The sequence below is a fragment of the Blastopirellula sediminis genome (assembly GCF_020966755.1).
In the GTDB taxonomy this organism is placed as follows: Bacteria; Planctomycetota; Planctomycetia; order Pirellulales; family Pirellulaceae; genus Blastopirellula; species Blastopirellula sediminis.
Genome location: NZ_JAJKFT010000010.1, coordinates 1597256 through 1609957 on the forward strand (window position 1 = coordinate 1597256; position 12702 = coordinate 1609957).

The 12702-nt window shown below is 59.5% G+C and carries 10 protein-coding genes; 7 read left to right on the top strand and 3 right to left on the bottom strand.

What is annotated here, in order from left to right; translation table 11 throughout:
• Positions 1 to 16 precede the first annotated feature (16 nt).
• Together LOC68_RS18145 and LOC68_RS18150 are read left to right on the top strand one after the other, a co-directional pair.
• Entirely contained in the window at positions 17 to 1357 is a 1341-nt protein-coding gene (locus LOC68_RS18145) for an ABC transporter permease (RefSeq protein WP_230221352.1), read from the top strand.
• A gap of 253 nt (positions 1358 to 1610) precedes the next feature.
• A complete protein-coding gene (locus LOC68_RS18150; RefSeq protein ID WP_230221354.1) occupies positions 1611 to 2930 on the top strand; it encodes a glycosyltransferase family 4 protein in 1320 nt (439 codons plus the stop codon).
• Here LOC68_RS18150 and LOC68_RS18155 read toward each other — a convergent pair.
• The gene (locus tag LOC68_RS18155) at positions 2916 to 3302 is read right to left on the bottom strand and encodes a hypothetical protein (protein WP_230221355.1); all 387 of its coding nucleotides are present in this window, start codon (positions 3300 to 3302) and stop codon (positions 2916 to 2918) included. The genes LOC68_RS18150 and LOC68_RS18155 overlap by 15 nt on opposite strands.
• A 181-nt stretch (positions 3303 to 3483) precedes the next feature.
• Between LOC68_RS18155 and LOC68_RS18160 the strand changes: the two genes are divergently transcribed.
• The 5 genes from LOC68_RS18160 (at position 3484) to LOC68_RS18180 (ending at position 9154) form a co-directional block, all read left to right on the top strand.
• The gene (locus LOC68_RS18160; RefSeq protein ID WP_230221357.1) at positions 3484 to 4383 is read left to right on the top strand and encodes an alpha/beta hydrolase; all 900 of its coding nucleotides are present in this window, start codon (positions 3484 to 3486) and stop codon (positions 4381 to 4383) included.
• A gap of 145 nt (positions 4384 to 4528) precedes the next feature.
• A complete protein-coding gene (locus LOC68_RS18165) occupies positions 4529 to 4924 on the top strand; it encodes a (2Fe-2S) ferredoxin domain-containing protein (RefSeq protein ID WP_230221359.1) in 396 nt (131 codons plus the stop codon).
• Between the two features lie 3 nt (positions 4925 to 4927).
• The gene (gene trkA / locus LOC68_RS18170) at positions 4928 to 6274 is read left to right on the top strand and encodes a Trk system potassium transporter TrkA (RefSeq protein ID WP_230221360.1); all 1347 of its coding nucleotides are present in this window, start codon (positions 4928 to 4930) and stop codon (positions 6272 to 6274) included.
• Between the two features lie 33 nt (positions 6275 to 6307).
• On the top strand, positions 6308 to 8182 hold the full coding sequence (locus tag LOC68_RS18175; protein ID WP_230221362.1) for a TrkH family potassium uptake protein: 1875 nt from the start codon (positions 6308 to 6310) through the stop codon (positions 8180 to 8182).
• A complete protein-coding gene (locus LOC68_RS18180; protein ID WP_230221364.1) occupies positions 8183 to 9154 on the top strand; it encodes a nitrilase family protein in 972 nt (323 codons plus the stop codon).
• Between the two features lie 8 nt (positions 9155 to 9162).
• On the opposite strand, the gene LOC68_RS18185 is transcribed toward LOC68_RS18180, so the two are convergent.
• Positions 9163 to 9543: a diacylglycerol kinase gene (locus tag LOC68_RS18185; protein WP_230221365.1), complete on the bottom strand. Its 381-nt coding sequence runs from the start codon at positions 9541 to 9543 to the stop codon at positions 9163 to 9165.
• A gap of 39 nt (positions 9544 to 9582) precedes the next feature.
• Positions 9583 to 12477, bottom strand: a complete 2895-nt coding sequence (locus LOC68_RS18190; RefSeq protein ID WP_230221367.1) for an organic solvent tolerance protein OstA — start codon at positions 12475 to 12477, stop codon at positions 9583 to 9585.
• Positions 12478 to 12702 lie beyond the last annotated feature (225 nt).

A 12702-nucleotide genomic window follows, 5' to 3' on the forward strand; every position in this document is an offset into this window, starting at 1 on the left:
GCGGAGCTAATGGAAAATGCTCGGCATACGAGTCTGGAAACTTGGCGTCAAGAGCTTGCTGCTCCATCCGATGCGGTCGATGCTGACGATTCTCGGCATCTTCATCGGCGTGGCGAGCGTCATCTGGCTAGTCGCGATCGGCGAAGGGATCAGTCTCAAGGCGCAAGAGCAGATCGAAGGGCTTGGCGCCGAGAATGTGTTGGTCCGCAGCGTCAAGCCGCCGGCCGAAGCGAACGAAAGCGCTCGTGGGCTGACTCCCTACGGGCTGACTCGGGACGACTTGCTGCTGTTGCAAGAGACGATCCCGACGATCGACCTGGCGATTCCGATCCGCGAGATTCGCCGCGAGTTCAGCTATGGCCCACGCAGCATGTTTGGACGGCTGGTCGGCTGCACGCCGGAATACGCGGAAGTGACTCGCTTGGACGTACAAAAGGGGCACTTTCTTTCGGACGCCGAGGTGCGCGGTCGCGACAACGTTTGCGTTTTGGCGGCGGAAGTCTCGGAGCGGCTGTTCGGCTTCGCCGATCCAATCGGCAAGCAGATTCATGTGGAGGCCGACTATTACACGGTCGTCGGCGTTCTCAAGCCGAGAGCGGCGACCGCGGCGATCGGCGGCAGCATGTCAGGACAAGAGTTCAACAAAGACGTTTACATTCCGATTTCGACCCTTTGGCAGCGGATTGGCGACCAGGTAATGACCCGTCGCGCCGGCAGCTTTGAAGGGGAAATCGTCGAGCTGAATCAGATCACCCTGCGGATCAAAAAGAACAGCAATCTGCTGGACGTGCCGGCAGTGTTGGCGACGGCCGACGTGATTCGGGCCAGTCTGGCTCATCATGATCGGGCGAAAGACATTTCAGTGGTGGTGCCGCTGGAACTGCTGGAGCAATCGCGTCAGACCCGTTTGATGTTCATGGTCTTCATGGGGCTGATCGCGGCGATCTCGCTGTTGGTCGGCGGCATCGGCATTATGAACATCATGTTGGCGACCGTGACCGAACGCACGCGCGAGATCGGTATTCGCCGCGCGATTGGCGCCAAACGTCGCGACATCGTGCGACAGTTTCTGGTCGAGACGATCGTCCTCTCGGTCGTGGGCGGTTTGACGGGGATTGTCGGCGGCCTCTTCTGCGTGCCGGCGGTCGATCTGATGCGGTGGGGAGTGCAGAACTACGATCCCGAGCTGATCGCAATGTTGCCTGATACGATTCGTGAAGTTCGCCCCAGTATTGTGCCGATCTCGATTCCGATTGCGTTCATCATCTCGGTGGTGGTTGGGGTCGTCTTCGGCATCTATCCGGCCCGCCGTGCGGCTAATCTCGATCCGATCGAAGCGCTCCGCAGCGCAAACTAATCGCCCGCGGTTCGTGAATCGGCCAACTATCGCGATGGCGGCCGCCGTCTACAATAGTGTCTTTAGCGGCCCGAAGCGCAAGCGAGGGAATTGAGGTTGCAAATGAATGACGAATGCCGAAGCTCGAATGACGAACTCTCTTTCCTTCGACATTCTGGTTTCGACATTCGTCATTTTAGCCCAACGCATTTCCCTCGCTTGCGCTTCGGGCTACTAATGAAACGCAATTCCTCTTCCTTAGCTCCCCCTCGCTATGTCTGACGCTCCGCTGACTATCGCTTCGATCACCGCCGGCAGCGCCGGGATGTTTTGCGGCAGTTGCATGCGCGACAATACAATCGCGCGGGCGATGCATCGGGCCGGACATGACGTTCACCTGATTCCGACCTACACGCCGATTCGGACCGACGAAGAGAACGTCAGCGACGAGCATCTCTTTTACGGCGGGATCAACGTCTACTTAGAACAGTCGATCCCCGGCTATCGCTTTCTGCCGAGCTTCATCACGCATTGGCTCGATCGCCCGGCGATTATCAACTGGGCGACTTCGCGGGGAATTGAGACGAGCGCGAAGAATCTCGGTGCGCTTACCCTCTCGATGCTGCGCGGCGAACATGGCAACCAGCGGCAAGAAGCGGTTCGCCTGGCCGATTGGTTGGCTGACTCGGTCAAGCCGCAGGTCATCAACTTGTCGAACATCTTGATCGGCGGCTGTATCGGCGCGATCCGCCGCAAGACCGACGCGCCAATCGTCGTCACGCTGCAGGGAGACGACATCTTCCTAGAGGATCTGCCGGAACCTTACAAATCGAAATCGCTCGCCGAGATTCGCAAGTTGGCTCAGCAGGTCGATGGGTTCATCGTCTTCAGTCGCTATTACGCCGAGTTCATGAGCGAGTGGTTCCAGACGCCGATCGAGAAGTTTCGGATCGTACCGCTGGGGATCGACGTCGCCGACTTTCCGTTGGAGCTTGCCCAGAACCGTCCTTTTCTGGAAGACGCGCCGCCGACGATCGGTTATCTGGCGCGTTTGGCGCCGGAGAAAGGACTGCACTTGCTGGTCGACGCGTTCGTCCAGTTGCGGCAGATGCCGGGAATGGAGCGTGCCGAATTGAAAATCGCAGGCTACCTCGGCGCCCAACATAAGAAGTTCGCCGAAGAGCAGTTCGACAAGCTGAACGCCGCCGGACTGGGGGAAGCGTATCGTTACGTCGGCGAAGTCGATCGCCACGGCAAGGTGGAGTTCCTCCATTCGATTGACGTCTTGTCGACGCCGACGATCTATCGGGAACCGAAAGGATTGTTTGTGCTGGAAGCGCTCGCTTCCGGCGTGCCGGTGATTCAACCGGCACATGGCGCTTTTCCGGAACTGTTAGCGGCGACCGGCGGCGGACATCTTGTTCCGCCTGACGATTCGACCGCTTTGGCTCAGAAGTTGGCTGCGGTTTTGTCCAATCGGGCCGAAAGTCGTCGACTGGGGATGGAAGGTTGCCTGGCGGTGCACCAGCGTTATCACGCTGACGCGGCGGCGGCGGCGACGATTGACGAGTATCGCCTACTACTCCGTCGTTGACGGTACTTCGTGGTCAGCTGGATCAGGGGGGCCCCAACGAAACGGCCGCGACTCTTGCACCGACGACTCGGTCACTTCGCCGCTTTCGATATCGACCGCGTAATACTTGCGGGGTGGACCGACCGGTGAGCCGAACTTCGCGTTGTCGTCGAAGAAGATCCGGATGTAGGTCCGCTTTCCATCGAAGCCGCGGATCTCGCCGCTGTGGATGTCTTTGATCGGGCGACCGGTCGTCTGGTGAGCGAATTCGATCGCCTTGGCGATCAGCTTGCGATCCGGGGGGAAGGCGGCCAGATAGAGCCCGCGCAGCAGCAGCAAACCTGCGCCGACGGCTGGCAGGCCAAAAACGATCCACATTCCCCAGTGAAACACGCGGTCGATTACCCGAAAACGGCGACTTGGTAAGAAACGACCCATTTTACGCGAAAACAGGGCCGGAGAGCAGGTTGGGGCCTGGCGACGCTGCGGGAAGTGGAAATCGACCTCCCCCCTAGGCTAGAATGGCACGCATCATCCCACCTTCCTCCTTTGACGCTTTTTCTAAGAGGATCCCATGCGACGATTGCTTGTGACGCGCTGTCTGCCGGCGCTGCTGATCGGTTGGATGCTATTGCCGCTTGCGACCGCGAAGGCCGAAGAAAAGACCAGCGACGGTGTGAAGCAGCGGACCGAGGTCTACAAGAAAGTGGGCGACGTCGAGCTGACGATGCATATCTACGAGCCGGCCGACCATACGGCGCAGGCGAAGAGCCCGGCGATCGTTTTCTTTTTTGGGGGCGGTTGGACCAGCGGTTCGCCAAAGCAATTCTTCCCGCATTGCGAACTGTTGGCCAAAGAAGGAATGGTCGCGATGGCGGCCGAATATCGGGTCGCCTCGCGTCACAAGGTGAAAGCCGACTCGTGCGTCGCCGACGCGAAGAGCGCCGTCCGTTGGGCCCGCGCCAACGCCGAAAGGTTGGGGATCGATCCGCAGCGTATCGCCGCCGGCGGCGGATCGGCCGGCGGACATCTCGCGGCCTGTACCGCGGCGATCGACGGATTCGAGGAGTCGTCGGAAGACGCGACGATCAGCAGTCGCCCCGATGCACTGGTTCTCTTTAACCCGGCCGTTATCTTGGCGCCTGAGAAGCAGTTGCCGCCGGCAGTGCTAAAGCGGATGAACGGCTTGGCGGCGCGGATGGGGACCGAGCCGGAAAATCTTTCCCCGTATCACCATCTTCACGCCAAGATGCCGCCGACGATTATTTTTCATGGGAAAGCGGACGAAACCGTTCCCTATGTGACCGTCGAACGCTATGCCGAGAAAATGCGTGAACTGGGTTGTCTGTGCAAGTTGGTCGGCTATGACGACGCGGGACACGGCTTTTTCAACCAGGGCCGCGGCGATAATAGCGCCTACCAAGATACGACCAAGCAGATGACGCAGTTCCTGCGGGATCAGGGTTTCCTTTAATCAGGCCCCCCAAAGTGAAGCTGCGCGGGCGATCCGTCCCCCAATATTTGTCGCACGGGGGCGGTTGCCGGCTAGAATCGAACCGCAAACAGCTTACGATTGGAAGTTTACGGCTTGACGATTCACCTTTAGCGCGAGATTCTGCGTGCCGGCATTTACGCACCACATTTTCATTTGCGAAAATCGTCGCGAGAAGGGACATCCCCGCGGCTCGTGCGACGAACTTGGCGGCGGCGAACTTCGCGACGCCATCAAGAAAGAGCTGAAACGGCACGGATTAAAAGGAGAAGTCCGGGCCAACAGTGCGGGATGCCTGGATCAATGCGAATGCGGTCCGGTGATTGTGATTTACCCGCAAGCGATCTGGTACGGTGGGGTAACCCTCCAAGATGTGCCGCGAATCGTCGAAGAGACGGTGGTGCATGGTCGCGTGCTGGAGGATATCCAAATCCCCGAGGCAGCGCTCAATACGAAAGGGAAAGTTCCGTTTCAGCGTGGTCGTTGCGATGGTTGCGACGGCGCTAGCGGAACAAGTGAGTAAACGATGAGAATCGTAGTTTTGGGCGCCGGAACGATCGGTTCTTGGATCGCCGACTTGATGTGCCGCAATCGCCACAGCGTGACGGTGGTCGATCGTGACCCCGAAACGGTCCGCCGATTGAACAATGAGTTGGACGTTCGCGCCCTGTGCGGTTCGGCGTCGGAGTCGGCGGTGCTGTTTCAGGCCGACATTCTCGGTTGCGACCTCTGCCTTTCGGTTACCGGCGACGACGAAGTGAATATCGTCGCGGCGAGCATGGCCAAAGCGATGGGCGCCCGCCGAACGGTCGCTCGCGTGTACGGCCGCGTCTTTCGCGACTTGAGCACGTTCGACTATCAGGAACATTTCAAGATCGATCGTCTGCTCAGCCTGGAGCATCTTTCGGCGATCGAATTCTTGCGCGGCATTCGTACGCCAGGCAGCGCGGTGATGGAAAACTTCGCCCGCGGCGAACTGGAAGTGCAGGAGATCGTCTGCACCGAAGCGACCCGGGCGATGGGACATCCGCTGAAGACGTTGGAGCTACCCCGCGGTTCGCGCATCGGCACGATTCAGCGCGACGGCAAGATGTGGATCGCCGGGGCCAACGATGCGATCGCACCCGGCGACCGGATTACGGTAATCGGAAGTCGCGAGAACATCGACGAGGCGAAAGGCAAGTTCCAGGCGAAGCCTGACGTGCGGCGTTCGGTGGTGATCGCCGGCGGCGGCGAAACCGGCTTGCACCTGGCTCGCATGCTGGAAGGGCATCGCTTCAACGTTTCGCTGATGGAAACGAACAAGGAGCGTTGCGAGTACCTGTCGCGACTCTTGGAGCATACGACGGTGATTCTGGCCGACGCGACTCGCCGCGTGGTGCTGGAAGAGGAACGCGTGAATGCGTGCGACGTCTTTGTGGCTTGCACCGGCGACGACGAAAACAACATCATGGCCTGCGTCGAGGCGGGCGAATTGGGCGCGCCGCAGTTGATGGCGATCGTCCAGCGACCCGACTACGCCAACGTGGTCAACAAACTGGGGATCAACCTGGCGGTCAGCCCGCGTAACGTGATGGCTCGCCAGGTGCTCGGCTTTTTGAACAACGGTCCGATCGTGACCCGCAAGCAGATTCCCGGCGGCAGCATTGCGATCGTCGAAATCGAAGTCTTGGCCGGCGCGAAAGCGACTGAGCACGTGCTGGCGAATTTGAAACTGCCGCCGCAATGCTTGATCGCGGCGGTAATGTCTTCCGACTATGTGCGCGTGCCGACGGCGGATGATCGATTGAGTCCAGGAGATACGGTCGTAGCGCTGGTGGAAGACGGCGCGGTCGATGCGATGCTCGAATTGTTTCACACCAATGGTCGCTAACCTTCAAGCAGCGCCTCAAGACGATAAGCGCCGATGAACTTTCGCCTGGTTTGCAAATTTCTGTCGATCGTCTGCCTGTTGATCGGCATTACGATGACGTTCAGTCTCCCGTGGGCGTTTCCTGCGCTGGGGCATCGCACGTCCGAAGCGGCGATCGGTTTTGAGACGGCCGGCTTTCAGTCGCTGGTGATCTCGATCGGCCTCTGCTTCATCTGCTGGGCGGCGCTCTCTTACTATGGTCGCTCGGCGAAGGGAGAACTGTTTCGCAAAGAAGCGATGGCGGTGGTCGGTTTAAGCTGGGTCTTGGCGACCATTCTCGGCGGCTTGCCGTTCGTGTTGAGCGGCGCTTCGCGTAGTTTATCGGTCCGATTGTTCGACAACCCAGACCATCCGCCGCAGGTCTACAACGAAAACGTCGAACCGATTACGCCGCTGCAATATCGGCTGGTCACGATCTTGATCGACGCCAAAGCGGTCGGAATCTCGCGTCAGGAGTTAGCATCGGCCGACGACGGGGAGAAGTTGATCGCCGCCTTCGACGAACTAAAGGCGAATCCTGAATGGGCCGACGCATTGATCTCGCCCGAAGAAGAGCCGGCGCCCGGCGATCGCTTTAATCACTATCGCATTCGTCCCGTGAAGATGAATCTGGCCGACGCCCTGTTCGAATCGCAGTCGGGCTTCAGTACGACCGGCGCCACCGTGATCGCCAATCTGGAAGATCCGGTGCTGGTGCCGCACTGCATCTTGTTCTGGCGCAGCAGTACGCACTTGCTCGGCGGTTTGGGCATCATCGTGCTCTTCGTGGTGGTGCTCGGACAAGGCTCGGCCGGGAAGGCGCTGATGCACAACGAAATGCCTGGTCCGTCCAAAGAAGGCGCCCACTCGCGCATGCAGCAGACGGCGTGGTACTTCACGGCGATTTACCTGGCGCTAAACGCGGTGTTGACGTTCATTCTGTGGCTGCTGGGCATGACGTTTTTCGACGCCCTTTGCCATGCGTTCGGCACGATGGCGACCGGCGGTTTCAGCACCTTCAACGATAGCCTGGGACATTTCTACAAGGCGGATCCCTACACCGGCTTCTGGATCGAATACGTCGTCATCGTCTTCATGATCCTGGCGGGTATGAACTTCATGCTCTTGTACTATCTGGTCGTGAAGCGTCGCTTTAGCGCGTTGTGGAAAGACGTCGAGTGGCGCACCTACATGATGGTGCTCGGGGGTGCGACGGCGCTGGTGATCGCTTTCGGCATGAGCTACGGCGACTTCCGCAGCCACGCCGAGCAGTCGCTGTTTTCGGAAGCGTCGGATGCGCTTCGATATGGGCTATTCCAGGTCGTCTCGATCATGACGACCACTGGCTACGGCACGCATGACTTCGACGGCTGGAACAGCTTTGGCCGCGGCGTTCTCTTTTTGCTGATGTTCGTTGGCGGTTGCGCCGGCAGCACCGGCGGCGGATTGAAGGTGATCCGTCATATCCTGTTCCACAAGATTCTCTACCTGCAGATCGAAAAGGCGTACCATCCGACCGTGATTCGCCCGCTGCGTCTCGGCGGCAAGCCGGTCGACGATCCCGATTTGCAGCAGAACATCCTGGTCTACTTCGGTTTGATCCTGGTGCTGTTCGTCTTCAGCTGGATGGCGATCATCACGCTGGAGCCTGATGCTACCTGGGGAACGTCGCAGGTGCATATCGAACACAAGCTGATCGACAGCGCGACCAGCGTGGCGGCGACCTTGAACAACATCGGTCCGGGCTTGGGGGTGATCGGCGCGACGCAGAACTACTCGAACTTCACCTGGTGGACGAAGATGCTGTTCGTTTGGCTGATGATGCTCGGACGGCTCGAAATCTTCGCCGTCGCGGTTCTCTTTATTCCCAGCTTCTGGCGTTCTCGATAAATGGCGACGATTCGCTGCGCAACAGTTCAGTTTCAGCATTTGCCCGGCGACAAGCAGGCGAATCTGACGAAGATCGAAAACTGGTGCGTGTGCGCCGCCGAGTCAGGCGTGCAAATCATCGTCTTTCCAGAGATGTGCGTCACAGGCTATTGGCACGTTCACAAGTTGGATCAGGATGGCGTCGCCGCGCTGGCCGAACCGGTTCCGGCAGGAAGTACGACACAAAGGCTGATCGAACTGGCCCAGCGTTTTCAATTGATCGTTGGCGCCGGTTTGATCGAGTTGGCCGACGACGGCCGTTTCTACAATACGTACGTCGTCGCTCTGCCGGATGGAACGGTTCATCGTCATCGCAAGCTCCATTGCTTCATCAGTCCGCACATGAGCAGCGGCGATCAGTATACGACGTTCGATACGCACCTCGGGGTGAAACTGGGCGTTCTCATCTGTTGGGATAACAACCTGGTCGAGAACGCACGTATCACCGCGCTGCAAGGCGCCGAGATCTTGCTTGCTCCCCATCAAACCGGCGGCACCGCGTCGCGCAGTCCGCATGCGATGGGAAGAATCGATCCGCAGCTGTGGCAGGATCGCATGCAAAATCCAGACGCTCTCAAAGCCGAGACCAACGGCGACAAAGGACGCGGCTGGCTGCTCCGCTGGCTGCCGGCTCGAGCGCACGACAACGGGATGTTCATCCTGTTCAGCAACGGCGTCGGTTTGGATGACGACGAAGTCCGCACCGGCAACGCGATGATTCTTGATTGCTACGGACGGATTCTGGCGGAGCAACTGGAGCCGGAAGACGCCATGGTCGTCGCCGACGTCGATCTCGATCTGCTGGAAAACTGCACCGGTCGACGCTGGATCCGAGGACGACGCCCGGAACTCTACTCGCCGCTCACCGTTTCGTCAGGGAGCGAACTCGATCCGCGATCCGCGAGATTCTCGACGAAGTCGACGCGCGATTAATCGCCGCGTTACATCGCCGTCAATCGTTCGATAAAGATCAACCCGCCGACGATCGCCGCGCCGATCGACGTGACCAACACCGCGCCGCTGGCGACGTCGAGCGCGTTTCGCAGGTACTCATTCTCGGCATGGTCAATCGCCTTGGCGAGCCACTCGATCGCCGAGTTAAACAGCTCCGCCGCCAACACGAGCGCGATGCAGAGCAAGAGGAGCGACCAGCGGATGACGTCGACTTGCAGATAGGCGGCCAGCGCGATCACTAGCGCCGCAGTGATCAGATGAACGACGAAACTCGACTGGGCCCGTACGCCGATATAGATGCCGCGGAAGGCGTCGCGGAACTTGGCGACCCAAGTGCGCGGCGCAGGTTGGTACGGTGGGGAAGTCATCGGCGGCGATCTCCAAGCAGGCGGCGTTGTCGAGTACCGCTATTCTAGCCCGAACGCGCCGACCGGCGGGATCGGTTCCCCGGCGATCCTGCTGTATCTTCCGGTCGCGAAGAAACGGGGCTCGAACGTAATGCCGATGCCGGTAACGGCCCGGCTCGGGTCGACGTTCACGTTGAACGTGAAGAGGCTCGATTCGCCGATGCGGGTCAGGTAGATGTTCTGGCCAAGGTTGCCTGCGCTCTCGAAGTCGTACGAAGTGCCGACCCCGGCGATCCACTTTTCGGTCATGCGATACTGGAACGACGCATTCAAAATGTTCGCCAGGACGGGAGAGCGGATCATCGTATAACCGACGTACAACGTTCCGACCTGCGGGCGGCTCATCTGGGCGCCGACGCTGACCATTTGCAGTCCGTTGTCGAAGAAGTCCCAGTCGCCGTCCGAGACGACCGAAAGTCGATCGCCGATTTCCCAGTTGAAGTCGTAATTGACCAGGCCGACCGATTGGCCGAAGTTGTCCCGATCGGCGTCGGGGAAGACCGACGCGCCGACGTCAAACTTGATCCAGTCGATGATTCGTTCATTGCCGGGGCCGCCGCGTTTGGTTTGCCAGACTTGTCGCAGCTCGAGCCGCGCCACTTGCAGGTCTTCGGCGATTTCGGCCGAAGGAGAGGTCACCGAGTTCTGCAGGCCGTAACGAATCGCGTAGTAGCGTTCATCGACCGTCGCCGGCAGCGGGACGTTGTTCGGCAAGCCGAACGTGTTGACCTTAAAACGGCGAGCGAACTGCTCTTGAGCGTCGTCGTCCAGGTTGTCGTACAGCGGGAAGCGTTCGATGTTCTGGCTCGAGTCGGCGTAGAACGCATCGCCATAAAGCGTCACTTTGTGGGCGAGTCCGTTCAGGTTCCAGAGTTGGCTCTGCACCGCACGATTGGCGGACCACATCATCAGCGAGCCGCGAACGCCGACCTGGCCGTAGCCGCGGAGGACGTCGTTGTTGTTGATGTCTTCGTGCCAATAGCCGACCTGGCCGAGGACGTACGGCGTCACCTTGGTCGGGCCGACGTCGAGCGGCATTTCCAGCGATTGCGTCGTGAACGCGCGAATCCCTTCCGAATCGGTTTCGTAGGGGAAGAGCGAGAACTTCGCCAGGTCGACCGGGTTGGTCGGCGCTTCGGCCGGCTGTAGATGCAAGTAGCCAATCGACGAGTGAGCGTTCCAGGTCAGTCGATCGAACAGCAGCGACTGGCCGATGATCGTGTGATCGAGCTGCGGAATCTGCTCGGTCTGCATGAAGAAGTCGTTGACCCGCGAGGCGCCGTTGATCGAAAAGCTTTGGTTGTCCCAGAGCTTTTCCAGTCGGAAGCCGGTCGTTGCGTCCTTTTCCGTGTCCCATTCCTGCTCAAAGTACGACTCGAGGAAGTTGCGATCGCTGATGTATCCCAACTCGCCAAAGAATCGCCAGTCGCCGCGGAAAGTCTGACGATGACGACCGATGACGCGTCCACGGTTATCGGTTTCAAGCGGCACGACGCGACGGTCGGCGCCCAGGTTGTCGGTGCCGCCGTCATGAATGCCCCAGGCGTCTAAATAGCCGCTCGCCGGCGTCTGCATGAAGGGGAAGTAAGTGCCGTTGAAGTCGAATCGCGTACCGACGCCGAAGCCACGTTCGCTCAAGAAGTCGAGCGAGGTATTCCACTTCGTCCCTTCCCACGGATCCTTGATGCCGAAGATCTCGTAGTTGTCCCACTCGGTGAGGACCTGGAAGCCGAAGTTGCTGTCGTTGCGGACCTTCAGGTTGTTCAAGTAGAAGGTCGGGTCCTCGATATTGGCCGACATGGTCGGCCAGTAGAAGACCGGCAGCCCTCCCATGTAGACGAAGTTGTTGCGGGCGGTGGCGCGTTTTTCATGATCGATGATCGGCGCCGCGGTGTACGGATCATACTGCACTTCGCCGGTGACCGGATTAATCACTTCCCGCTGCTCGTCGACGAATTCGATTTCATTCGACTGTAGCCAGTAGTTCGGCACGCCAAGGCGGCTCGTGGTAATTGACGCGCCATACGCCTGATAACGACTCCGATCGACGCGTTGCAGCACGTCCGCTTTGAGGCGAACCAGGCCTTCGTAACCAGGCGCCGGGGTCAGCAATTCGGCGCCCAACACGACGCCGCTTTCGAGCTCGGCGTTGTAGTACATCCGATCGGCGAAGACGACTTGCTCTCCCTGGCGGAAGACGATGCTCCCTTCCAGGTAGAGTTCGATATCGCCGCCATCGTTCGATTGGTTCGACTCGGCGAGTCCCCGAATTCCTTTCTTCGACCACAGGACGACCCGATCGGCCAGGATGTTGACCGAACCGATGGTGTCGATTCCCTCGATCAAGACGTTGACGCCGGAGTCGAACATCATGATCGATTCGCCGCTGACCGGGTCAGTTTCGGTTCCGCGGAACTGGAAGCCGGTCGCATAGCGATTGTTGATCGTGACGCGCTGCGCCTTGGGAGTTGGCGAAACGTTCGCCGGCAGAGCGGCGACGCCGGGCTCTTGATATTGAATCTGCATGATCGGCTGCGGCATGCCGACCTTGGATGCGTCGCCACCTTCGCGCTGAATCGCCAAGCCGCGCTGATAAACGGCCGGCGTCACGGCGTTGTTGGCATTTTGATTCGGATGGGGGAGGTTGATCTCTTTGTTGGTCGACAATTCGCCGAGCCACGACGGTCCGCGGAACGTGCCGTCCATGATGTCGGGGCCATACTGAACGACGACTTCTCCTTCGAGATAGACCTTCACCTTGTGAGGCGCCAGGCGGAACGGCTTTGAGTAGTCGATCCACAACACGGCGTCGCGAGAAACGGTGAAGGAATTCCCTTGCTGGATCCGACAATTGCCTGAGAGGATCCAGACTTCCTGATTCCCTTGTTGCGACACTTGCGCCGAATCGGCGGAGACGGTGATCGGGTAGGCCTGGCTCGGCTCGGGGAAGGCGATTTCGGCTGCGTTGACGCGCGCAACGTCAGCGACGTTGATGCCGCAGCACCAAACGACGATCGCCGCCAGGACGTAACGTACCAGCGATTTAACCAGAAATTGACGCGTCGGGGGGGACAGCGTACTGGCTTCCTTGCCTTACAGGGAGGGCCCTCGCAGCACGTC

Excerpts from the sequence above, each read along its gene's own strand:
- LOC68_RS18145 (WP_230221352.1), top strand. The coding sequence starts at position 17 with ATGCTCGGCATACGAGTCTGGAAACTTGGCGTCAAGAGCTTGCTGCTC.
- LOC68_RS18150 (WP_230221354.1), top strand. The coding sequence starts at position 1,611 with ATGTCTGACGCTCCGCTGACTATCGCTTCGATCACCGCCGGCAGCGCC.
- LOC68_RS18160 (WP_230221357.1), top strand. The coding sequence starts at position 3,484 with ATGCGACGATTGCTTGTGACGCGCTGTCTGCCGGCGCTGCTGATCGGT.
- trkA (WP_230221360.1), top strand. The coding sequence starts at position 4,928 with ATGAGAATCGTAGTTTTGGGCGCCGGAACGATCGGTTCTTGGATCGCC.
- LOC68_RS18175 (WP_230221362.1), top strand. The coding sequence starts at position 6,308 with ATGAACTTTCGCCTGGTTTGCAAATTTCTGTCGATCGTCTGCCTGTTG.
- LOC68_RS18180 (WP_230221364.1), top strand. The coding sequence starts at position 8,183 with ATGGCGACGATTCGCTGCGCAACAGTTCAGTTTCAGCATTTGCCCGGC.
- LOC68_RS18185 (WP_230221365.1), bottom strand. The coding sequence starts at position 9,543 with ATGACTTCCCCACCGTACCAACCTGCGCCGCGCACTTGGGTCGCCAAG.